Origin of the sequence: Aeromonas sp. QDB14, from assembly GCF_027707845.1 — a bacterium.
Classification (GTDB): domain Bacteria; phylum Pseudomonadota; class Gammaproteobacteria; order Enterobacterales; family Aeromonadaceae; genus Aeromonas; species Aeromonas caviae.
Genome location: NZ_JAPCJD010000006.1, coordinates 1 through 23,285 on the forward strand (window position 1 = coordinate 1; position 23,285 = coordinate 23,285).

General features: G+C 61.6%; 19 protein-coding genes. 13 read left to right on the plus strand and 6 right to left on the minus strand.

Annotation, left to right across the window (positions count from 1 at the left end):
• The 3 genes from PG887_RS03140 to PG887_RS03150 form a co-directional block, all read left to right on the plus strand.
• The coding region (locus PG887_RS03140) for a type I secretion C-terminal target domain-containing protein (protein WP_270821158.1) at positions 1-3,015 on the plus strand (3,015 nt) is incomplete at its 5' end.
• Between the two features lie 87 nt (positions 3,016-3,102).
• Positions 3,103-3,660: a hypothetical protein gene (locus tag PG887_RS03145; RefSeq protein ID WP_010675157.1), complete on the plus strand. Its 558-nt coding sequence runs from the start codon at positions 3,103-3,105 to the stop codon at positions 3,658-3,660.
• Positions 3,661-3,714: 54 nt separating this feature from the next.
• Positions 3,715-4,416, plus strand: coding sequence for an SIMPL domain-containing protein (locus PG887_RS03150; RefSeq protein ID WP_010675156.1), 702 nt, complete (start codon positions 3,715-3,717; stop codon positions 4,414-4,416).
• Between the two features lie 162 nt (positions 4,417-4,578).
• Here the strand turns inward: PG887_RS03150 and PG887_RS03155 are convergent, their stop codons facing one another.
• Positions 4,579-5,955 carry an amino acid permease gene (locus tag PG887_RS03155; RefSeq protein ID WP_104454345.1) on the minus strand — a complete coding sequence of 459 codons (1,377 nt, stop codon included), beginning with the start codon at positions 5,953-5,955 and terminating at the stop codon, positions 4,579-4,581.
• Positions 5,956-6,311: 356 nt separating this feature from the next.
• Between PG887_RS03155 and PG887_RS03160 the strand changes: the two genes are divergently transcribed.
• Positions 6,312-6,587: a hypothetical protein gene (locus PG887_RS03160; RefSeq protein ID WP_270821159.1), complete on the plus strand. Its 276-nt coding sequence runs from the start codon at positions 6,312-6,314 to the stop codon at positions 6,585-6,587.
• A gap of 129 nt (positions 6,588-6,716) precedes the next feature.
• Here the strand turns inward: PG887_RS03160 and ppsR are convergent, their stop codons facing one another.
• Entirely contained in the window at positions 6,717-7,529 is an 813-nt protein-coding gene (ppsR, locus tag PG887_RS03165) for a posphoenolpyruvate synthetase regulatory kinase/phosphorylase PpsR (protein ID WP_010675153.1), read from the minus strand.
• A gap of 307 nt (positions 7,530-7,836) precedes the next feature.
• Between ppsR and ppsA the strand changes: the two genes are divergently transcribed.
• Positions 7,837-10,209, plus strand: coding sequence for a phosphoenolpyruvate synthase (gene ppsA, locus PG887_RS03170; protein WP_048207926.1), 2,373 nt, complete (start codon positions 7,837-7,839; stop codon positions 10,207-10,209).
• 118 nt (positions 10,210-10,327) lie between these two features.
• Positions 10,328-11,782, plus strand: a complete 1,455-nt coding sequence (gene modF / locus PG887_RS03175) for a molybdate ABC transporter ATP-binding protein ModF (protein ID WP_270821160.1) — start codon at positions 10,328-10,330, stop codon at positions 11,780-11,782.
• 18 nt (positions 11,783-11,800) lie between these two features.
• Here the strand turns inward: modF and PG887_RS03180 are convergent, their stop codons facing one another.
• The 3 genes from PG887_RS03180 to PG887_RS03190 form a co-directional block, all read right to left on the minus strand.
• Entirely contained in the window at positions 11,801-11,980 is a 180-nt protein-coding gene (locus PG887_RS03180; protein ID WP_223918067.1) for a hypothetical protein, read from the minus strand.
• A 17-nt stretch (positions 11,981-11,997) separates the two neighbouring features.
• The gene (locus PG887_RS03185) at positions 11,998-12,537 is read right to left on the minus strand and encodes an isochorismatase family protein (RefSeq protein ID WP_270821161.1); all 540 of its coding nucleotides are present in this window, start codon (positions 12,535-12,537) and stop codon (positions 11,998-12,000) included.
• A 69-nt stretch (positions 12,538-12,606) separates the two neighbouring features.
• Complete coding sequence (locus tag PG887_RS03190) at positions 12,607-12,993, minus strand: VOC family protein (RefSeq protein WP_270821162.1); 387 nt, start codon at positions 12,991-12,993, stop codon at positions 12,607-12,609.
• 340 nt (positions 12,994-13,333) lie between these two features.
• Here PG887_RS03190 and PG887_RS03195 point away from each other — a divergent pair, with 340 nt between their 5' ends.
• Positions 13,334-14,155, plus strand: a complete 822-nt coding sequence (locus PG887_RS03195; protein ID WP_041214971.1) for a MetQ/NlpA family ABC transporter substrate-binding protein — start codon at positions 13,334-13,336, stop codon at positions 14,153-14,155.
• Positions 14,156-14,208: 53 nt separating this feature from the next.
• Here the strand turns inward: PG887_RS03195 and PG887_RS03200 are convergent, their stop codons facing one another.
• Positions 14,209-14,931, minus strand: coding sequence for a phosphatase PAP2 family protein (locus tag PG887_RS03200; RefSeq protein ID WP_069651435.1), 723 nt, complete (start codon positions 14,929-14,931; stop codon positions 14,209-14,211).
• Between the two features lie 250 nt (positions 14,932-15,181).
• Between PG887_RS03200 and PG887_RS03205 the strand changes: the two genes are divergently transcribed.
• The 6 genes from PG887_RS03205 to folC all read left to right on the plus strand — a co-directional run bounded on the left by PG887_RS03205 (position 15,182) and on the right by folC (position 23,108).
• Complete coding sequence (locus PG887_RS03205) at positions 15,182-16,303, plus strand: 4-phosphoerythronate dehydrogenase (protein WP_270821163.1); 1,122 nt, start codon at positions 15,182-15,184, stop codon at positions 16,301-16,303.
• A gap of 147 nt (positions 16,304-16,450) precedes the next feature.
• The gene (locus tag PG887_RS03210) at positions 16,451-17,467 is read left to right on the plus strand and encodes an aspartate-semialdehyde dehydrogenase (protein ID WP_270821164.1); all 1,017 of its coding nucleotides are present in this window, start codon (positions 16,451-16,453) and stop codon (positions 17,465-17,467) included.
• A gap of 293 nt (positions 17,468-17,760) precedes the next feature.
• Positions 17,761-19,887 (plus strand): FimV/HubP family polar landmark protein, encoded by a 2,127-nt coding sequence (locus PG887_RS03215; RefSeq protein ID WP_104454339.1) that lies wholly within the window; start codon positions 17,761-17,763, stop codon positions 19,885-19,887.
• Between the two features lie 166 nt (positions 19,888-20,053).
• Positions 20,054-20,863 carry a tRNA pseudouridine(38-40) synthase TruA gene (truA, locus tag PG887_RS03220; RefSeq protein ID WP_270821165.1) on the plus strand — a complete coding sequence of 270 codons (810 nt, stop codon included), beginning with the start codon at positions 20,054-20,056 and terminating at the stop codon, positions 20,861-20,863.
• A 119-nt stretch (positions 20,864-20,982) separates the two neighbouring features.
• Entirely contained in the window at positions 20,983-21,846 is an 864-nt protein-coding gene (gene accD, locus PG887_RS03225; RefSeq protein WP_010675139.1) for an acetyl-CoA carboxylase, carboxyltransferase subunit beta, read from the plus strand.
• Between the two features lie 2 nt (positions 21,847-21,848).
• Positions 21,849-23,108, plus strand: coding sequence for a bifunctional tetrahydrofolate synthase/dihydrofolate synthase (gene folC, locus PG887_RS03230; RefSeq protein WP_199769646.1), 1,260 nt, complete (start codon positions 21,849-21,851; stop codon positions 23,106-23,108).
• Positions 23,109-23,285: the final 177 nt, after the last annotated feature.

Genomic DNA, 23,285 nt, shown 5'->3' on the forward strand with positions numbered 1-23,285 from the left:
GAGGCGCACCCGACGGCGAACGGCAACAACAGCCTGTTCGAAGACTTCGCGGTGAGCCTGGTGGACAGCGACGGGGACTCGGCCTCGAACACCCTGAGCGTGCAGATCGTGGATGACGTGCCGACGGCCAACGATGATGCTGACAGTGCCACTGAAGGTGTGTTCACTCCGGTGACGGGCAATGTCATTACCGGGGCGGGTACCATCGGCGGTACAGCCGGTGCCGGGGTGGACGTCATGGGGGCGGATGGTGCGGCAATCAGCCAGGTCGTGAGCTCGAACGGCAATTCAGACAGTAATCCTGCCGGTGGATTCACTGTGACCGGGCTGTATGGGACGCTGACCATGGGGCTGGATGGCGAATACAGTTATACGCTCACGGCGGCATCGGTTCCCGTGGGGGCCTCGGAGGTATTTACCTACACGCTCAAAGATGGCGATGGTGATACGGATCCGGCAACTCTGACCATCAATATTGCTCAGGATACCCGTGTCCCTGTATTGACCATCGGCAATGCGACGGTTGATGAGGAGGGACTGCCTGAGGGGACGGCCGCCAGTGGTAATTCGGAGATATTCAATGGCAGCTTCACCATCAACACCCAGGGGGAAAATCTGACTACCTTGACCATCGGTGGGCAGGCTTACAACTTGACCAGTGGCGGCAGTCAGACCTTGATCAACAATACGGAAGGAATGCTGACGGTAACCGGTGTCAGCGGACCCACGGCCGGTGTCTACACGGTGAACTATACCTACACGCTCAAAGACAATGTGCTGACTCACAACGTTCAAGGCAACAGTGATACAGCGAATGGTCCGAGTTTCGTCGTGTCGGCTACGGATGCCAGTGGCGACAGTGGCACGGGTAACCTGCAGGTTGTGATCAGCGATGATGCCCCCATTGCCAATGCTGTTACCAATGCAGGCCAGGCGACTCAGGTGCAGAACACGAATCTGATGTTGATCCTCGATATCTCCGGTAGTATGGGTGATCCATCTGGATATCAAGGCATGACTCGGATGCAGGTGATGCAGAAGTCCGCGTTGGAGCTGCTGGACAAATACAGCGCCTACGGCAGCGTCATGGTCAATATCGTGACCTTCTCCACTTCAGCCGCCAATCCGACCGGGGTGTGGGTCTCGATCGATGTAGCCAAGGCGATCATCCTTGGCCTTACCCCCACTGACTCGACCAACTACGATGATGCACTGAACGAGGCAATCAAAGCCTTTGGCGATACAGGTAAACTCGCTAATGCGCAAAATGTCTCTTACTTCATGTCGGATGGTCTGCCAAATGCCAGCTCGTTGAGCGGTACCCCCGCCACAGTTCCTGATGGCAACAACTCGCTTGGCGGTGGAAACGGGATCGATGGTGACGGCACGACACTGAGCGGTGAAACCAAGGACTGGGCCGATTTCCTGACGGCGAACAACATCAATTCGTACGCGCTCGGTATGGGCTCGGGAGCGACCCAGTCTGCACTGGATCCCATTGCCTACAACGGGGTCAGTGGTGCCAGCCCGGCAAATACCACTGCAGTGGTGGTGACTGACTTCAGCCAACTGACCGCGACCCTTTTGAGCACCGTGGTAGCCCCGCCCTTGGCAGGACAACTTATCAACGGTGTAGCGGCGAGTGCCGGGGCCGATGGTGGCTGGCTCAATGCCATTACCGTGGGGGGGGTGACTTATACCTACAACCAGAAGACGGACTCCGCCGGCGTTTCGGGAGGGACATCAGCCGGGACCTTCAATACAACGACCAACGAATGGACCATTACACTTGCTGGCGGCATCCTCAAGGTGGACATGGACAACGGCGCCTACACCTATACTCCGCCGTCATCCATTCCGGTCGGGGGGATAAACCAGGTCGTGGGTTACAGTGTGATAGACAACGATGGGGATACTGCGTCCAGCACCTTGTCCATCGTTATCAACCCGGCGGTCGGTCCTACCGTGGTTCGTGATGACTTTATCATCACTAACCAGGACCCCGCGACCATTCCGGATTGGGCCCTGCTTGCCAATGACACCGGGCCTCTGGCTGCGACCCAGATGATCACGGGCATCTCGGGAGCCGTTGGAGGGACCGTCACAGACAATGCAGGCTCGGTAACATTTGACAATACTTCCGGCAATGCGACCCCCAGCTCTTACGAGGGTTCGTTCAACTACACCAATAGCACGACCACAGATACGGCCAAGGTGTATGTGGATGTGCAGAGCGGTTCGACACTCACCGGGAGCTATCTCGACGAGATCCTGATCGGGGGGTCTGGAAACGATAGGCTCAACGGGAATGCCGGGAACGACATCCTGCTTGGGGGGCTCGGCAACGACACCTTGAATGGCGGTGAAGGCAATGATCTCCTGATCGGTGGCGCTGGCAACGATACCCTGAACGGCGGCAACGGCAATGATACGGCCAGTTACTTCGACAGCTCTGCTGGGGTCACGGTCACAGTCAATGGCGCCAATCAGAATACCGGAGGGGCAGGGACAGACAGCCTGAGCAACATGGAAAACCTGGTAGGTTCCATGTTCAACGACAGCCTGACCGGCGATGGCAATGCCAACGTCCTGAGCGGACTGGCAGGTAACGACATCTTGAGTGGTGGTGGTGGCGACGACCTGCTGATTGGGGGTACCGGCAGTGATACCCTGACTGGTGGGGCTGGCAAGGATACCTTCAAATGGATGGCTGGTGATGCAGGAGGCACGGATACCATCAAAGACTTCACCACGGGGGCCAATGGAGATGTTCTGGACCTGAGTGAACTGCTCAGTGGTGAGCATGCCGATGCGAGCACACTGGATCACTATCTTACCTTTGCTCCTGGTCCGGGCAGTGGCAAGTCGACACTGACCATTGATCTGGATGGAGCGGGAAGTGGCACCACGACTCATACCATCCTCTTTGACAACGTGGATCTGACGGCTGGCAAATCCAATCTGCAGATCATTCAGGATCTGCTGGATCAGGGCAACCTCAAGGTCGATCCGTAAGCAGGGTATGGGGGCCGGGTGTGCCCGGCCCCTGTTATTTGATGGAGTGGGCAGATAAGATAGCTGCAGTATCAGGAGAGGGTCACCATGCAGTCATTCAACTGGGTCGACATCGACGGCATTCGCTATAGCTGGAACGGGCAGGACAATATCGTCTGCACCGGCCGCTTTGGCTATCAGGCCACGATGACGGGTGACACGCTCAACGGTCTGGAGCTGGAGAGCGAAGATGGTGAGGTGGCGGGGTTGCTGAATGTGGACTTTGCCGCTTCTCGTATCAGCTTCACGCCGGCAGAGGATGCGCCCCTGCCCCATATGATGGTGCTGGTCGGCCATGAGTGGGGGCAGCAGGAGTATTCGTTGCAGAGCCTGAGCGATACCTCCTTGCAGGGGCTGCTCAGCCACGGCGAGGAGCTTGACTGGGGTGCGCTGGCCGTCGTGACGACGTCCGAGCCGAATCTGCCATCACAAGGTCATGTTCTGTCGTGGGATTCGTTCCACTTTGAGGATGAATCGCTGTTTGGCAGCCAGGCGCCTGCTCCCGTGATGACAAGCCATGGCAATTCAGGAGGAGGGGAGATCAGCATCAATATCGACATGACCAATCAGGTGCTGGACCAGATCCCGCCGACACACGATATATGAATCCCAATCGACGACATGCATAATGACCTCCATCTAAATGATGGAGGTTTTTTTATGTGGCGTCCCCTTCTTACCCTGTCCGCGCTGGTTGTCAGTGCTCCGTTGCTTGCCATCGAGGTTCCTCAGGCCCCCCATCTGGTCGTCAGTGGCTATGCGGAGCAGAAGGCTGAACCAGACATGCTGACGCTCAATGTCGCCGTCACGGCACTGGAGAAGCAGGGCATCAAGGCCAAACAGCAGGTAGATACCAAGGTAGCAGCCTTCTTTGGCCAGCTGGAGAGCCTCGGCATCAAGCGCAGCGACGTGGAGGCTGGCAATCTGGTGATCTCCCCCGAGTACCAGTACCCCCAGAACAAGCAACCCGAAATGGTGGGTTACCGTGCCCAGCGTCAGCTGGCGGTCAAACTCTACCAGCTCGACAAGTTGAGCCAGCTGATGGACACCGCCCTCAAGGCGGGTCTGGAGTCCGTGACCCAGATAGAGTACGGCCTGAAGTCACCACAGGTCATCAAGGAGCAGGCCCGGCTTGGTGCTGTCGCTGATGCCACGAGCAAGGCGGAATCCCTGGCCAAGGCTTTCGGCATGAAGCTTGGCAAAGTGTATAGCGTTGAATACCGCAACAGTTCCCCCATGCCGGTCTATACCCGTGCCATGAAGGCTGCGGCAGCCCCTGCCGCCGACATGATGGAAAACAGCTATCAACAGCAGCAGATCAGCATCACTGACAATGTAGAAGCCGTCTTCCTGCTGGAATAACACAGCCCCTTTGTCCATCACTCAAACCCGAGGCAACCCCTCGGGTTTGTCATTGCAGGGGCTGGCAGGACAAGCGAGCCGCGAACTGGGTCAGGTGAAACGGGAATGGAATAAAAAAATGCCGGTCACTGACCGGCATTTTTGTTGGAGGAGGCTTGATGCCTAGCCCAGGTTGGTCGCCAGCTTGCGTTGGCTCTTCTGTTTGAGCAGATATCCGATACCGAGTACCAGGACCCAGGCCGGGATCAGCTCGACCGAGATGCGGGTGCCGTCGTTCATGTACATGATCACCAGGATGGCGGCCATGAAGGCGAGGCAGAGGTAGTTGCCAAACGGGCTCCACAGTGCCTTGAACTTGGTGGTGACGCCTTCTGCAGCCTTCACCTTGCGGAACTTGAGGTGCGCCAGGCTGATCATGGCCCAGTTGATGACCAGGGCGGAGACCACCAGAGACATCAGCAGACCAAAGGCCTTGCCCGGGATCAAATAGTTGATGAGCACGCACAGCAGGGTGGCCGCGGCCGAGATGGTGATGGCGGTCAGGGGCACGCCGCTCTTGTTAGTCTTGAGCAGGGCCTTGGGGCCGTTGCCCTGCTTGGCCAGGCCAAACAGCATGCGGCTGTTGCAGTAGACGCAGCTGTTGTACACCGACAGCGCGGCGGTCAGCACCACCAGGTTAAGTACGTTGGCTACCAGGTTGCTGTCGAGCGCATGGAAGATCATCACGAACGGGCTGCCGCCTTCCACTACCTTGCCCCAGGGATAGAGGGAGAGCAGTACGGTGAGGGCACCGATGTAGAAGATGAGGATGCGGTAGATCACCTGATTGGTGGCCTTGGGGATGCTCTTCTCGGGATTGTCCGCTTCTGCTGCCGTGATGCCGACCAGCTCCAGACCGCCGAAGGAGAACATGATGAAGGCCATTGCCATCACCAGCCCGCCGACGCCGTTGGGGAAGAAGCCACCCTGGGCCCAGAGGTTGCTGACCGTGGCCTCGGGGCCGCCGCTGCCGGAGAACAGCATCCAGCCGCCGAATCCGATCATGCCGAGAATGGCGACCACCTTGATGATGGCGAACCAGAACTCCATCTCGCCGAACGCCTTGACGTTGGAGAGGTTGATGGCGTTGATCAGCACGAAGAAGAAGGCCGCCGACATCCAGGTCGGGATCTCGGGCCACCAGTACTGGACATAGATACCGACTGCCGTCAGCTCGGCCATGCTCACCAGCACATAGAGCACCCAGTAGTTCCAGCCGGAGGCGAAGCCGGCGAAGTCACCCCAGTACTTGTAGGCAAAATGGCTGAATGAGCCGGCAACCGGCTCTTCCACCACCATCTCGCCCAGCTGGCGCATGATGAGGAAGGCGATGAAGCCGCCGATGGCATAGCCCAGCAGCACCGCAGGGCCCGCCATCTTGATGGTGTCGGCAATGCCGAGGAACAGGCCTGTACCGATGGCACCGCCCAGTGCGATAAGCTGGATATGGCGGTTTTTCAGACCGCGCTTGAGCTCGTCGCCGTGTTGTTGAAGATCCATGCATCCTTCCTTACGTCGCTGAAATCACTCGGCTCGCGTCCCGTCAGCCACAGCACGTCCTCTGCCTGGCGCGGCATCTTGTGCCGAAAACGTGACGAAATCCGTATTTATATCGTTACGGTTTGCCGCTGGCTGTTTTTTGTAGCGGCTACCAACCCGAGCAGAATAGTGATAATCGACCATTCATGCACCTGTTTTCCTCATCATTGGCTGCTATTTTGTGCGACATGCAGGTTTTTCATGACCTGGAAAGGGGGTTTGAGAGTGGTTGCTAGTTTTGTGTTCTGATGGATTTCCATCTATTGACTCAGCTCGGTTTTCATGGCGTTGTTTCCCTTTGATAAAAAGGGACTCATATGATGGAGCGCATAGTCGGTGGCCTGGTGATGGCCGTGCTCTGGCTCGGGATCGGGTTATCCCCCATGTTGCTGACGATGGCGATGAGCAGCCTTGTTGTCTGGGGCTGGTTGGGAGCGGATTACCTGGTGAACCACATCGCCATGGTGCTCATCCTTGCTGCCGGGATGGGGCTGGTGCCAGCCTGCTGGCTGAGCGAGCGAGTCCGCAAGGGCAGGGGACTCATCCATTTTCACGGCATGTTGATGAACAACAAGGAGCTCAACAAGCCCTGAGCCTGCTTGCCCCGCGAGTGATAGGATGCCAGTGACGATGCTGGCATCATTTTTTCATCCTGTTTCTCTGTTTCGTTATCTTGCCACTCATCTATTTCATGGTGTGTTGTGCTGTCACAGCCTTGCAGGTTAGCAGAGCTGGCGGCGAAGGCCGGTCGCTTCCAGGATCTTGGCGCTGATCTCCTCGACCGAGTGGGAGCTGGTATCGAGGAAGCGGATCGCCTCCTGGCGGAACAGCCGCTCGACGCTGGCCAGCTCCTGTTTGCATTGATCAAGCGAGGAGTAGCGGCTGTTGGCGCGGCGCTGGTTGCGGATCTCGTGCAGCCGCTGCGGCATGATGGTGAGGCCGAACAATTTGTGGCGATTGGCCTTGAGGGCGGCGGGCAGCTCCAGCGATCCCATGTCCTGCTCGATAAAGGGATAGTTGGCGGCGCGAATGCCAAATTGCAGTGCCAGATAGAGGCTGGTCGGTGTCTTGCCGCAACGGGAGACCCCGATGAGGATGATGTCTGCCTCGTCATACTCCCTGGTGGTGATGCCATCGTCGTTGGCCAGCGCAAAGTTGACCGCTTCGATGCGATCGTCGTACAGCTTGCGGTTTTCCATGCCATGGGTGCGATGCAACCTGGGTTCGGCCTTGATACCGAGCTCCTGTTCGAGAGGGCTCACGAAGGTGTTGAGAAAATCGTGGCTGCTGGCCTGGGCCTTGAGCACCTCTTCACGCACCATGGGGTCGACGATGGTGTGAAACAGGATGGGGCGCACCCCGGTCTGGCGAAACTGCTCGTCAATGCGTGCCCGTACCTGGCGCGCTTTCTCCTGGGTCTCGACAAAGGGGATGGTGACCTGTTCGAAGGCCAGGGGAAACTGGCTCAACACGGCGTGGCCGAAGACTTCGGCGGTGATGGCGGTGCCGTCGGATACATAGAATACGGTGTGCACTGCGGACTCCTGTGGTGCGCTCCAGAGGGCGGCGAGAAATAAGTATCTCTCGAAACCATATCGTTTTTGTCAACAGATCTGCCATGCCCAAGTTGTGAACTCGCTTGCAAACCTGAGTCGTTACCTTTTTGTGTCGCTATTGTAGAATGCCTGTGTCAAACGACCATCCCCAACTCTTGCTCGGGGATTTTTTTGACAATAAATAGAAAACGTTTTCATGGTCGTTGGCAACAGACACTAACAAAAACACACGACTTGGCACAGCAGGTGAATTGTCACCCTGGCCCCCCAACCTGGAGACATGCAAATGCAACAGTACGTACTCTGGTACGAACAGCTCGGTATGCAGGACGTTGAACGCGTCGGCGGCAAGAATGCATCCCTTGGCGAGATGATCAGCAACCTCTCGGGGGCCGGCGTGTCCGTGCCGGGCGGGTTTGCGACCACCGCCTTTGCGTTTAACGAGTTTCTGGAGTTAAGCGGCCTCAACGGCAAGATCCATGACCTGCTCGACAGTCTGGATGTGGATGACATCGCAGCCCTCAACCGGGCCGGTCAGCAGATCCGCGACTGGGTGGTGGAAGCGCCCTTCCAGCCCGCTCTGGAGCAGGCGGTGCGCGAGGCCTATGACAAGCTGAGCGCCGGGCTCGAGGCCTCCTTTGCCGTGCGCTCCTCCGCCACTGCGGAAGACATGCCGGATGCGTCGTTTGCCGGTCAGCAGGAGACCTTCCTCAACGTGCGCGGCATCGATGCCGTCATGACTGCCATCAAGCATGTGTTTGCCTCTTTGTTCAACGATCGCGCCATCTCCTACCGGGTCCATCAGGGCTATGACCACAAGGGGGTCGCTCTCTCCGCCGGGGTACAGCGCATGGTGCGCTCGGATCTTGCTGCCTCAGGCGTCATGTTTACCCTGGACACCGAATCCGGCTTCAACGACGTGGTCTTCATCACCGGCGCCCAGGGTTTGGGCGAGATGGTGGTGCAGGGGGCCGTCAACCCGGACGAGTTCTATGTGCACAAGCCGACCCTCAAGGCCGGGCGCCCTGCCGTGGTGCGCAAGACGCTGGGCTCCAAGCTCATCAAGATGACCTACTCCGGGGATGCCGGTCATGGCCGTCAGGTGAAGGTGGTCGACACCACCGATGCCGAGCGCAACCGCTTCTGCATCACGGACGAGGAAGTGATGGCCCTGGCAAAGCAGGCCCTCATCATCGAGCAGCATTACGGTCGTCCGATGGACATCGAGTGGGCCAAGGATGGTCAGGATGGCAAGCTCTACATCGTTCAAGCCCGTCCGGAAACCGTGCGTAGCCGCCAGGAAGCCAATACTCTCGAGCGCTTTGCCCTCAAGCAAACCGGCAAGGTGCTGATCGAGGGGCGCGCCATCGGCCACAAGATTGGCGCGGGTCCGGCCCGTGTCATCTCCTCCATCAGCCAGATGGATGAAGTGCAGCCCGGCGATGTGCTGGTCACCGACATGACCGATCCGGATTGGGAGCCCATCATGAAGCGCGCTTCCGCCATCGTCACCAACCGGGGTGGACGCACCTGTCACGCCGCCATCATCGCCCGGGAGCTTGGCATTCCGGCAGTGGTGGGTTGCGGCAACGCCACCGACCACATCCAGGATGGTCAGCTCATCACCGTCTCCTGTGCGGAAGGGGATACCGGCTTCATCTATGACGGCGAGCTCGACTTTGACGTGGCGGTGACCGAGGTAGGCAACATGCCGCGCCTGCCCATCAAGATCATGATGAACGTCGGCAATCCGGACCGCGCCTTCGATTTTGCCCAGTTGCCGAATGCCGGCGTGGGCCTGGCCCGCCTCGAGTTCATCATCAACCGCATGATCGGGGTCCACCCCAAGGCGCTGCTGGAGTTCGATCAGCAGACCCCGGAACTCCAGGCCACCATCACCAGGATGATCGCGGGCTACGAGAGCCCACGGGAGTTCTACGTAGCCAAGCTGACGGAAGGGATCGCCACCCTGGCGGCCGCCTTCTGGCCTGAGCGGGTCATCGTGCGGATGTCGGACTTCAAGTCCAATGAGTACGCCAACCTGGTGGGGGGCCGTGGTTACGAACCCCATGAAGAGAACCCCATGATCGGTTTCCGTGGCGCGTCGCGCTACATCGCCGACAGCTTCCGCCCCTGCTTCGCCCTCGAGTGCGAGGCGATGAAACGGGTGCGGGATGTCATGGGGCTGACCAACGTCGAGGTGATGATCCCCTTCGTGCGCACCCTGGGTGAGGCGGAGCAGGTGGTGGAGATACTGGCCGAGAACGGCCTGCGCCGTGGCGAGCGCGGCCTGAAAGTCATCATGATGTGCGAACTGCCCTCCAATGCGCTGCTGGCGGACAAGTTCCTCGAGCACTTCGACGGCTTCTCCATCGGCTCCAACGACATGACCCAGTTGACCCTGGGGCTGGATCGGGACTCCGGGCTCATCGCCCACCTGTTCGACGAGCGCAACGAAGCGGTCAAGGCGCTGCTGGCCATGGCCATCGCCGCCGCCCGCAAGGCGGGCAAGTACGTGGGGATCTGCGGCCAGGGGCCGTCCGATCACCCGGACTTCGCCGCCTGGCTGGTCGAGCAGGGGATCGATTCCGTGTCGCTCAACCCCGATACCGTGGTCGACACCTGGCTCTATCTGGCCGAGCAGCACAAGGCCGGCTAAACCCGTCCCCGCTTTTTGATGACACGGCGCCGCAATGGCGCCGTTTTTGTCTGCGCCCCCCTTTTTCTGTTACAAGGGGAAAGAGCAAGGCGCTCCGCACCCATCACAGGACGATCCCATGACCTCATTGCAGTGGCAATCCGCCACCCTGGCCCTGCGTGGCCACCACACCCTGGTTATTCCCGAACTCTGTCTCACTCCGCAGGCCTGCTGGGCCTTCGTCGGCAGCAACGGCAGCGGCAAGACGGCGCTGGCGTCGGCCCTGTGCGGCGAGCTGGCCGTGCGTGCCGGAGCGGTATGGGGCCGAGTCCGGGCCGAGCGACTCTCGTTCGAGTCGCAGCAACAGCTGGGGGAGCTGGACTGGCAGCGGCGCAATACCGACATGCTGGGGGAAGAGGAGGAGGCGGGGTATCGGGTATCGACCCTGATGCTGGAGGCGGGGGGTGAGGAGCATGAGGCCCGCGCGCTGCTGGCCCGTTTTGGCATTGAATCCCTGTGGGAGCGCCCCTATCGCTACCTCTCGAGCGGGGAGGGGCGCAAGCTGCTGCTGGCCCGGGCCCTGCTGGGGCGGCCCGAGCTGCTGGTGCTGGACGAACCCTTCGATGGCCTGGATCTGGGGGCCAGGGCTTCTTTGATGATGTTGCTGGCCGACCTGGTGTCAGAGGGGCTGCGCCTGGTGGTGATCGTCAACCGTTTTGACGAGATCCCGCCCTTTGCCACTCACCTCGGCCTGCTCGGCGAGTGTCGTCTGCTGCTGGCGGGGGAGCGCGAGGCGGTGCTCGGCAGCCAGGAGGTGGCCCAGCTGGCTCGCGCCGAAACCACGTCCCCCCGTTTGCCGCCACCGCTGACGACACCCGAGCCCTTGCCTCCCGGCCCTCGGGTCGTCATGAAAGCCATGCGTATCGCTTACGGGGATCAGGTGATCATCGACGGGCTCGACTGGACCATTGACGAGGGGGAGCACTGGCAACTGGTGGGACCAAACGGCGCTGGCAAGTCGACCCTGCTCTCCCTCATCACCGGAGATCACCCGCAAGGTTACAACAATGAGCTCCATCTGTTCGGACGGCGGCGGGGCAGCGGCGAGAGCATCTGGGAGATCAAGCGCCACATCGGGCTCGTGAGCCCGGCGCTGCATCTGGACTATCGTGTCAGCTGCCCGGTGCAGACAGTGATCCTCTCCGGTTTCTACGACTCCATCGGGCTTTATACCCGGCCGGGGGATCGTCAGCTGGCGCTGGCCAACCAGTGGCTGGCCCTGCTGGGGCTGGCCGATCAGGGGGCGCAGCCTTTCCACACTCTCTCTTTCGGTCAGCAGCGACTGGTGCTGATCGCCCGGGCTCTGGTCAAGCATCCGCCGCTGCTCATCCTGGACGAACCCCTGCAGGGACTGGATCCCCTCAACCGTCACCTGGTACGGGAGATGGTGGCGCGCCTCGTGGGCGAGGGAACCCAGCTGTTGTTCGTTTCCCATCATGCCGATGATGCGCCCCCCGGTCTGACCCACAGGCTGAGCTTCGTGCCAAGGGAGGGGGGAGGATACGACTATCTGCAGGAGCGTCTGGTGGGCTGAGCCGTCCGGGCGGCATGGTCAGAGAGGGGCTGGTTCGGCGAGGAGCGGCGGCATCCCCAGCAGCGTCCACCACAGCCCGAAGAAGAGCATGATCCCCAGCCAGAGCCAGGCAAGATAGTGACGGGTGGCCGCCATCCCCGTCACCGTCACCATGAGTGCCGCCCCGAAGGCGATGAGGGCGAACAGAAAGGGCGCCATATTGTCCATCATGGCGGTCATTTCACCAGGGAGAGGATCTGGCGAAATGCCGGATGGCGGCAATCCCTCATCAGCGCGTAAAGACACATCTCCACCGACGTCAGCGCAGCTCCCCTGGCCGCAAGCTGGCCGATGGCGAGATCCCGGTTGGCGGCGGAGCGGGACGACACCGCATCCACCACCAGCGAGACCCCGGCACCGCTGGCGAGAAGCCCCAGCACGCTCTGGTAGACGCAGATATGGGTCTCGATGCCACATACCAGCCAATGCTCGACCCCGCTCTCGGCCAATGCGGTCGCCACCGTCGGCTCCCCCAGGGCGCCGAAGCTGTATTTGGGCAGCACAAGATCGCCTGCCTGCAGCGACTGCAATTCGGGCACGGTGGCACCGAGCTTGTCCGGGTTCTGCTCCAGCCAGACAACCGGCAGCCCCAGCACCCTGGCCCCTTGCACCAGCCTGGCGGTATTGGCAATCAGGGCGTCGCTCTCCTCGACCAGGCGGGCGAGCCTGCCCTGGATATCGACCACCAGCAGGCCGGTGGTGTTTTGCTCAAGCATGAATGTCTCCTTGTTTGTGGCGGACAGCCTCGCCTGAAGGCTTTCGTTGGCTGACTGAGTGGCGCTGCTTCACTCGCTTGCCGTGTCTGGGCATTCAAGGTAGGTCATCGCCTCGATGTTGTTGCCATCGGGATCGCGCAGGAAGACGGCGTAGTAATTGGGGGCATAGTGGGGACGCAGTCCCGGCAACCCATTGCAGGCAAAGCCTGCCTTGATCCCCGCGTGATGGAACGCATCCACCTGTGTCGCGTCATCGGCCCTGAATGCGAGATGGCAGGAGGCGCCCTGCTGCCCCCGCTCAATCAGGAAGCCCACGTGATCGCGGCCCATCAGGCCAAAACCGGCCGCCGTCTCATCAGACCATTTGAGTTCTATCAAAAGAGGAGCCAGCACGGTGGCGTAGAAGTGCTGACAGGAGTCAAAACGTACCACCTTGATTTCAACATGATCGAACACGGTGACTCCTTGTGTGGCCTGGGTGTAGAGCAGCCCATCAGGCCCTCATGGGAACCCGTTGAAATGGGTATCGAATGACCACAATAAGTCAGTTCGACGCCAGGCAGGGAGAGGGCAAGGCGCATAACTGCGTGCTCCGTCAAAGATTTCTCATCCAGAGGCCGGCGGGCTTTGCCTCTCCTTGGCCAAGCTTGCCCGGTTTTGTTGCTTGGCGAAGGCTACGAGCTCTGTTATGGTGTGCTCAATTAGCCGTTTGGATGGCTAGATGGTTGTGCGCTGACTGCATGTTCGCGCCCCCGACCGCTCACCGTTTTGATGATCATGTTGACAGGGAGTTTTTATGCAACGTCGTTCCTTCTTCACCCTTTCCGCCCTGGCGTTGCTCGCCAGCAGCCTGCCGCTGTCCGCCTTTGCCATCGATGAGGCGAAGAAAGAGATCGTCATCGGCACCACGGTTGGCGACTTTGCCGACATGGTCACCGACTCTATCAAGCCGCAGCTTGAAGCCAAGGGCTACAAGGTCAAACTGGTGGAGTTCACCGATTACGTGACCCCCAACATCGCCCTGGCGGACGGGTCGCTTGACGTCAACTGCTTCCAGCACAAGCCCTATCTGGAGAGCTTCGCCAAAGACCGGGGTCTCTCTCTGGCGCCCATCACCCAGGTGCCGACCGGTCCCATGGGGCTCTACGCTGGCAAGCTGGGGGATCTGAAGGCGGTGAAAGAGGGAAGCACGGTCGCCATCCCGAACGATCCCACCAACCAGGCCCGAGCACTGCTGATGTTGCAGGATCTGGGCTGGCTGAGCCTCAAGGAGGGGATCAATCCCCTCAAGGCGAGCGAGTTCGACGTGGTGAAGAACCCCCACAACCTCAAGCTGGTGCTGCTGGAGGCGGCGCAGCTGCCGCGCTCCCGTGAGGATGTGGATTTCTCCGTCATCAACGGCAACTTTGCCGCCTCAAGCGGGATCCCGTTCAGCTCCGGCCTCTTCCTCGAGCGCAGCTATGACTTCATCAACTGGGTGGTGGTCAAGAGCGCCGATGCGGGCAAGCCGTTTGCCAAGGATGTGGCGGCCGCCTACAACTCCCCTGAATTCAAGGCTTATGCCGCCAAGCGCTTCGTCGGCTACAAGTATCCCGAGGGCTGGCAGCAGAAGGGGTGAGTGGCGTACAAGCGATAAAAACGGGCACCCAGGTGCCCGTTTTTTATTGGAGGTCAGTAGTGGCGCAACCACCAGCGGGCGGCCAGGAGGGCGGTGAGGCTGCCAAGCAGGGCGCTTGCCAGTACATCCAGGGGCCAGTGCATGCCGATAAGGGTGCGCGAGAGGCCGATCCCGATGGCCCAGAGTGGCAGCAGCCAGGCCCCGGCGGGTGCCCGGGCCAGCCAGATCAGGCCGAAGAACTGGGCGAGGCTCATGGCGGCGATGCTGTGACCGGAGGGAAAGGCGTAGTTGACCTCTGCCTGCCAGTGCTGGCCGAGCCAGGCGGGCAGCGCCAACAACTGGGTCGCGGCGTGGACCTGTTCGCTGCGAAGGGCCTGGCTTCCCCCATAGAACTGGCGGATGGCGGGGATCAGCTCCTGGCTCTCCAGCCAGATGAGGTAGGGCCTGGGCTCCTCGGTCAGCAGCTTGATGAGGCTCTTGATGACCCAGTCGCTCGCCAGCACGGCAAAGAGGGCGCCAGCCAGCGCCAACAAGGCGCGACTGTCCAGCGTCAGCTTGTGTCTTGTGAGCAGCAGCAGGGCGGCGATGGTGAAGACCAGCCCCGGCAAGTCCACCATGCGGGTGAGGGCGTAGGGCCACCATAGCCAGCCTGATTGCAGGGCCTGGGTCATGAACGGCTGCCAGGGCAGGCAGACGAGCAGCAGCAGGGGGAGGAGCAGGAGGGCATTGAAATGAAGCACCTTGCGGCGTGGCAACGAAGAGGAGTGAGTCGGCATCAAGGGGTCCGGTTCGGTGGCGCGAGCGGCTAAAAAGAGGCGTCATTGTGCCAGTCAGGTTGCTCTGGTCAAGGCGAAGGGGGCGAGGGCAACAGGCTGTTACATATGATGCTGCCGGGCATCGTGCCCGCACCTGAGGCCGGAAGGTGAAAAGATGGCCGCAGGGAGGTCTGCCAACAAGCCTCTGAAAATCCGCCGCGTTTGGGCTAGAATGGCGCGCCTGTGGCCCTTGTGGACGAGATGCGTGCCGATGAAGATCGTCGTTGATGAAAATATGCCCCATGCGGTGGAGCTGTTTGCGGAATTTGGTGAAGTGGTTCCCCTGCCGGGACGAGAAATAAAGGCTGCGGATCTGCAAGAGGCGGATGTGCTGCTGGTGCGCTCCGTGACCCGGGTCAACGAAGCGCTCCTGGCGAGTTGCCCCAGGCTGGGGTTTGTCGGCACGGCCACCATCGGCACGGATCACATCGATCAGGGGCTGCTGGCGACGCGGGGCATCCCCTTCTTCAGCGCCCCCGGCTGCAACAAGGTGTCGGTGGGGGACTACGTGCTCTCCGCCCTGCTGGTTCTGGCGGAACGCCATGAGCTGACCTTGAGCGAGATGAGCCTCGCCGTCATCGGCGCCGGCAACACCGGCGAGAGCGTGGCCGGCAAGGCCGAGGCGCTCGGGATGAAGGTGCTGCGCTGCGACCCGCCCCTGGCCCGTAGCGGCGCCGCTGGCGACTTCGTGGATTACCGCACTGCCCTGGATGCCGACATCGTCAGCTTCCATGTCCCCTATCTTCGTGAAGGGGATGAGGCCACCTTCCACCTGCTGGGAGCCGAGGAGATCGCCGAGCGTCCGGCCGGGCAGATCCTCATCAACGCCTCCCGCGGCGAGGTGTGGGACAACCGTGCCCTGCTTGTCCGCCAGCAGGGGCCCCATCCCCTGCGGCTGGTGATGGACGTGTGGGAAGGAGAGCCGGAGCCCCTCAAGGAACTGGTGCCCCATACCGAGCTGGCCACCCCGCACATCGCCGGTTACAGCCTGGAAGGCAAGGCCCGTGGCACCTGGATGCTCTATGAGGCGCTGTGCCGGCAACTGGGGCGCACCCCGCGCCAGGATCTGCAATCCCTGCTGCCTGCCCCCGAGGTGCGCGAGCTGACGCCGGGGCAGCCGGCGGATCAGGCGCTCATCAAGCAGCTTGTCCACCTTGTTTATGACGTGCGCCGGGACGACGCCCGTTTTCGCAACCGGATCGGGCTGCCCGGCAGCTTCGATGAGCAGCGCAAGCGCTACCCCGAGCGGCGCGAATTGGGCGCCTTGCAACTGAAAGGGCCCTTCGCCGACGACAGACTGGCCCGACTGGGCTTTGCCGTCTCGGAGCAATAAACCCGATTTCAACAAGGGGAGGGGCTTGCCCAGGCGGCGCTTCCCCCCGGCCCGGCATCATGGCGGGCCTGTCATCAAACCGATACGCGTGCCAGCCGGGGCCCTCATGCCCGGCCCCGACGGGCCGCATCACAGGAGAACAGATCAGTGAGTCAGCAATTCAACGTAGCGGTATTGGGTGCCAGCGGCGCCGTGGGTCAGGCCATGATCGAGATCCTGGAGGAGCGCACCTTCCCGGTAGCGACGCTCTATCCGCTCGCCTCCAGTCGCAGCGCTGGGGACACGGTGCGTTTTGGCGGCAAGAACGTCGACATCCTTGATGTGGAGGCCTTTGACTGGAGCCAGGTGGAGATCGCACTCTTCTCCGCCGGTGCCGAGGTCTCGGCCAAATGGGCGCCCATCGCCGCCGAGCACGGCTGCATCGTCATCGACAACACCTCCTGCTTCCGCTACGACGAGGACATTCCCCTGGTCATTCCGGAAGTGAACCCGGACGCGCTGGCCGATTTTCGCAACCGCAACATCATCGCCAACCCCAACTGCTCCACCATCCAGATGCTGGTGGCCCTCAAGCCCCTGCACGATGAGGTAGGCATCAGTCGCATCAACGTGGCGACCTACCAGTCCGTCTCCGGTTCCGGCAAGGAAGGGGTGAGCGAGCTGGCGGGCCAGACCGCCCACCTGCTCAACGGCCGCCCGGTGGAGCCGACCCTCTATCCGCAGCAGATCGCCTTCAACCTGATCCCGCAGATCGATGCCTTCACCGACAACGGCTACACCCGGGAAGAGATGAAGATGGTGTGGGAGACCCAGAAGATCCTGGGGGATGCCAGCATCGCCGTGAACCCTACCTGCGTGCGGGTACCGGTCTTCTACGGTCACGCCGAGGCGGTCCATGTGGAGCTGCACCAGCCGCTGGACGCCGAGCAGGTCAAGGAGCTGCTGCGCAATGCCCCGGGGGTGACCCTGTTTGATGATGAAGGGGACTACCCGACCCCGGTGCGCGATGCCACCGGCCAGGATGATGTGATGGTCGGGCGGGTACGCCAGGATATTTCTCATCCGAGTGGTATCAATATGTGGATCGTGGCCGATAACGTTCGTAAGGGCGCGGCAACCAACAGCGTGCAGATTGCCGAACTGCTGGTACGCGACTACCTCTGAGGCCGGATGTCGGCCCCGGGCGGGGAGGGAACCCCGCCTTGATGTGGGCGCCCTGGCCCCGGGATGTGACCGGGAACCCACTCTCCGGTTTTTGGAATACCGTGTGATATCAGTGGACTAGGTTTTTTTCTACACTCTGGTTCGCGTCTGGGGCTGCTTTCTGGTCGCCGCCGGGCGCGAAATATGTCGGATCGCTGGCTTGAGACCGGCGCCTGATTTATATTGAGCCGATTGTTTTGGGGTAACTATCCAGATTTTTCAATGTGATAGGGCCGTCATACGAAGGAACGAATATGGGACATTCCCGCATAACGCTGGCAACGCTACTCGCATTGGGGCTTCTGGGCACGGTTCAGGCCGAAGAGGGGGCGCGAGAACCCTTCTTTGTCGAACTCAAGGGACCGGATGGCTCACCGCCCCCCGCGGTGCAACCAGAGCCCCGGGCCCAGCCCGTGGCGCCCGTCACCCTGCCCAGAGCCCAGCCCATCGTGCGTCAGGTGCCTGCTGCGTCGGCTGGCAGTTATGGTCCCGTGCGTCCCACCGATACCCTCTGGAGTCTGGCGAGCAAGCATCGCCCGTCCAACCGGGTAAGTGTCTACCAGACCATGGTGGCCATCTATGACAAGAACCCCCGAAGCTTCGCAGACGGCAACATCAACCATATTCTGGTGGGTTCCCACATCCTGCTGCCCACCGCCGCAGAGGCGGGGCGCATCACGGATGCCGAAGCACGCCGTCGCTTCAACAGCGACAACGCGAGCTGGAAGGGGCTGAGCCCCAAATACCTGGCCAACAAGCAATCCCACGTCGCCCAGCCGGTGGCGAGTAAGCCTGCTCCGGCCAAGCCGGCTGTGGTGGCCAAGAGCACACCGCCCAAGGCGGCGCCGATCCCGGCGGCACCCAAGGCGACGGCTCCTGCCCCCGAGGTGAAGGAGACCGCCAAGGCGGCTGTCTCCACCCCCGTGGTGGTGAGTGCTGCTGTGAGCAGCGCCGCCAGCACGGCGCCAACCCCTCTTCCCGCCACCCCGGTGGGCAAGCCCTCCACCGAGATGGCGCTGGCCCTGGAAGATGCCAACGCCCAGCTCGGCCAGGTCACCGAGATGAACCACAGGCTCAAGCTGCGTCTGCAAGCCCTGACCGAAGAGGTGGAGACCCTCAAGGCCCAGTTGCAGGATCAAACCGCCCTGCAAAAAGAGGTGGCGGAACTCAAGGCCAATCCGACGCCTCCCGTGGTGGCGCCGGTGCCCAAACAGAGCTGGCTGATGGAGCTGCTCTCTTCGCCGCTCAATCTCGCCATGATCATCCTGCTGCCGGTACTCCTGGTGCTTGCCCTGGTCACGCTCTGGCTGCGTGCTCGTGCCCGCCGCGAGCTGGAAGAGCAGGAGAAGAGCCTCTCCGAGTCGACCTCCATGGTCATGGGAGACGAGAACAGCGAGTTTGATCAGCTGATGACGGTGGGCATCGCGGATGACGAGCCCCTCCATGGCATGCCGGATCTCAACGAGCCGGAAGTGAGCAGGAAGCAAGATGGCGCCAGTGCTGCCGCCGATGTCATCTTCCGGGATGACGAGACGGCGCTCTCCGCTTTTGATGTGGAGCCTGCGATGACGACGGCGAACCGGGATCCGGATCTGGTGCCCGAGCTGGATCTGGCCCACGAGGGTGACTTCGATCTGCCCGTGGTGCCGGAACTCGATCTATCCGACGAGCCCACCTCCTCTGCTCGTGGTCATGACGAGATCATGACCGAGGAAGAGCTGCAGGCCGCCCTGTTTGCCGAGCTGGACGCGGATCTGGAAGCGGATCTGGCCCAGGCCCAGGAGGAGAGCCGCAGCCAGCGTGACGAGACACTGGCCAACTTCGATCTGAGCGATCTAGAGACCGGGTTTGGCGAGCCGACCGACGATGAGCTTGCCGCCAAGGCGCCGCACATCGACGAGACGGGGTTTGGCAAGGACGATGTGGACGACATGCTGGCCGAGCTCGGGCTGGAGCCCACCAAGCCGGCGGCGTCCGAGTGGGATCCCAGCGAGCTGGCCCTGGCGGACTTCGAGGATGCTTTCGCCGAGGTGGAGTCCCATCAGGGGGAGGTGAAGCCCCGCGAGCAGGTGCAAGACAGCGACTTCGTTGAAATCGACAAGCTGCTGGCCGATGCCGATGCCAGCAGCACGGAGCAGGAACCCTATCAGGGCTTCTCCCTGGATGTGGGGCTGGACGGTTTCCCCGAGGTGCTGCCGGAGTCCAACGGCTTTGATGTGGATGCCGATGACGGCGGGGTGGGGGCCAAGCTGGATCTGGCCCGGGCCTACCTCGAGATCGACGACAAGGAGAGCGCCCGTGAGTTGCTGGAAGAGGCGGTGGCCCAGGGCAGCGAGCACCAGCGCAGTGAGGCGCAGAAGCTGCTCAAGCGCCTGGGCTAGGCAGGCCCTTGTCATCCATGCACCAGAGAGGGCAGCCCGCGGGCTGCCCTCTCTCTTTGGGGGCCCCGCACCGCGGCCTCGCCCGGTCTGGGACTTTTGAGCCCGAGCGCGTATAATCCGCCCCGTTTCTTTCACTGCATCCTTTCATCAGAAGACACCGTTACCCATGCGAATTGCCCTTGGTATTGAATATGACGGCAGCCGGTACTTCGGCTGGCAGCGCCAGCGCGAAGTGATCAGCGTTCAGGAGGAGCTGGAAAAAGCCCTCAGCCGCATCGCCAACCACCCCGTCTCCATCCAGTGTGCCGGTCGCACCGATGCGGGGGTGCATGCCACCGGCCAGGTGATCCACTTCGATACCGAGTCGAACCGCGCAGAAGGCGCCTGGACCCTGGGGCTCAACTCCAACCTGCCCCCTGACATCGCCGTGCGCTGGGTCAGGGAAGTGGACGAGCATTTCCATGCCCGCTTCAGCGCCACCGCCCGCCGCTACCGTTACGTCATCTACAACCACAACTACCGCCCGGCGATCCTGAGCCAAGGCGTCAGCCACTACCACGAAGCCATCGATGCGACGCTGATGCACCAGGCCGGCCAGAGCCTGCTGGGGGAGCATGACTTCAGCACCTTCCGGGCTGTCGCCTGTCAGTCCAACACCCCCTGGCGCAATGTGACCCACCTGTGTGTCAGCCGTTCCGGCCCCTACATCTTGCTCGACATCAAGGCCAACGCCTTCCTGCATCACATGGTGCGCAACATCACCGGCTCCCTGCTGCTGGTGGGGCAGGGGCTTCAACCGGTGGAGTGGATTGCCGAGGTGCTGGCGGCGAAGGATCGCAACCTGGCGGGCCCGACCGCCAAGGCGGGCGGCCTCTATCTGGTGGATGTGGATTACCCGGCCGAATTCGGGTTGCCCCGGCCGCCCCTCGGCCCGCTGTGGCTGCCGGACTCGGCACCGGGTACGACCAGTTTTTAGTAACTGGGCCCGAAAATTTGTGGTTTAATGATCCGTCGTTTATTGCCATCGAGCCGTTAAGTCATTGAACAATCAAGGCTCGATGTGTTTTGTCAGGCACAAATGCATTAAGGAATTCCATGAGCTGGCTTGAGAAGATCCTTCCCAAGAGCAAGATCACCACACCGCGTCGTCACAACATTCCGGAAGGGGTGTGGACCAAGTGTACTGCTTGCGAACAGGTGCTCTACCGGGCAGAGCTGGAGCGCAATCTCGAAGTGTGCCCCAAGTGTGACCATCATATGCGCATCAGCGCACGTGCCCGTCTCGAGAGCTTCCTCGACGCCGAGGGACGCAGCGAAGTCGCGGCCGAGCTGGAGCCGCAAGACATCCTGAAATTCAAGGATTCCAAGCGCTACAAGGATCGTTTGTCTGCCGCCCAGAAAGAGACGGGCGAGAAGGATGCGCTGGTGGTGATGAAGGGGACCCTCAAGGGGGTACCGGTCGTCGCCTGTTCATTCGAGTTCTCCTTCATCGGGGGCTCCATGTCCTCCGTGGTCGGTGCCCGCTTCGTGCGCGCCGTCGAGGAGAGCATCAAGGAGGGCCGCGGCCTGGTCTGCTTCTCCACCTCCGGTGGTGCGCGGATGCAGGAAGCCCTGTTCTCCCTGATGCAGATGGCCAAGACCAGTGCGGCCCTAGATCGCCTCACCAAGGCGGGCCTGCCCTTCATCTCCGTGCTGACCGACCCCACCATGGGTGGCGTCTCCGCGAGTCTGGCCATGCTGGGTGACATCAACGTAGGCGAACCCAAGGCGCTGATCGGCTTTGCCGGCCCCCGCGTCATTGAGCAGACCGTGCGCGAGAAACTGCCGGAAGGCTTCCAGCGCTCCGAGTTCCTGCTGGAGAAGGGTGCCATCGATCTCATCATCGACAGGCGCGAAATGCGCAACCGTCTGGCCGGTCTGCTGGCCAAGCTGATGAACACTCAGGTCATCGAAGACTGAAGATGAGTTCACACATGCAACAATCCCAAAGCCGGTCGCTGGTCGACTGGCTTTCTTATTTGGAGCAGATCCACCCGGCCAACATCGACATGGGGCTGGAGCGGGTCGGCACGGTTGCCCGCCGCATGGGCCTCACCGAACTGCCGTTCAAGGTGATCACGGTGGCGGGCACCAACGGCAAGGGCTCCTCTTGCGCCATGGCGGCCAGCATCCTGATGGCCGCCGGCTACCGGGTCGGTGTCTACTCCTCCCCCCATCTGCTGCGCTTTACCGAGCGGGTGCGCGTCAATGGCCAGGAGCTGGACGATGGCGATCACTGCGCGGCCTTTGCCGAGGTGGAAGCCGCCCGGGGCGACATCGCCCTCACCTTCTTCGAGTTCGCCACCCTGGCGGGTCTGTGGCTGTTTCGCCGCGCCGCGCCCGATGTGCTCTTGCTGGAAGTGGGGCTGGGGGGGCGGCTCGATGCCACCAATGTGGTGGAATCGGACGTCGCCCTGATCACCTCCATTGCCCTGGATCACTGCGACTGGCTCGGGGATACCCGGGAGGCGGTGGCGGTGGAGAAGGCTGGCGTCTATCGCAAAGGTAAACCCGCCATCAGCGGGGAGCCCAATCCGCCGTCGACCATTGCAAGCGAAGCGGCGCGCCTCGGCGCCTGCCTGCGTCAGGTCGGCATCGATTTTCGTGGTGACGAGCATGAAGGTGACTGGGATTATCACGGCCTGCACCACTGGTCGGGATTGCCCAAACCGGCCCTGCCGCTGATGAATGCGGTCACCGTGCTGGCGGCGCTGGAGTCCCTCGGTCTGCCATTGGCGGAGTCCGCCATTCGCGACGGCCTGGCCAATGCTCGCCTTGCTGGCCGGATGCAGCAGTTGCAAACCTCGCCGCTGGTCATCGTCGACGTGGCCCACAATCCCCACTCTGCCGCCTATCTCGCCAGCCAGTTGCGCCAGCTCCCCGGCAAGGGCAAGCGCCGCGCCGTGGTTGGCATGCTCAAGGACAAGGACATGGCGGGGTCGCTGGCCGAGCTTGGCGGTCTGATTGACGAGTGGTTCCTGGCAAGCCTCCACGGCCCGCGCGCGGCCACGGCCGACCAGTTGGCGACGGCCCTTGGCGGCGGCCGGGGCGTGGCGCTCACCTTTGCCTGCGTGGGGGATGCCTACGGCGCCGCCTTGGCCGCATCGAGTCCTGACGATATGGTCATTGTGTTCGGCTCGTTTTACACTGTCGCCGACGTGCTGGCTCTGGGCTCGGTCTGAGCCGTTCGCTCCCCTGGCTCCGTCAACGTGACGACGGGCCGGGTTTTGCACTGGATAATCCCCTTTCAGGCCAAGTGGGTGGCGAGGGACCCGGCTTCGCCAGCCGGCGTGAGGGGAGGCGTTCTTTGCGAAGTGTGCAAGATTGCAATGGATCCTAAGTAACATGGGTGGAAATTA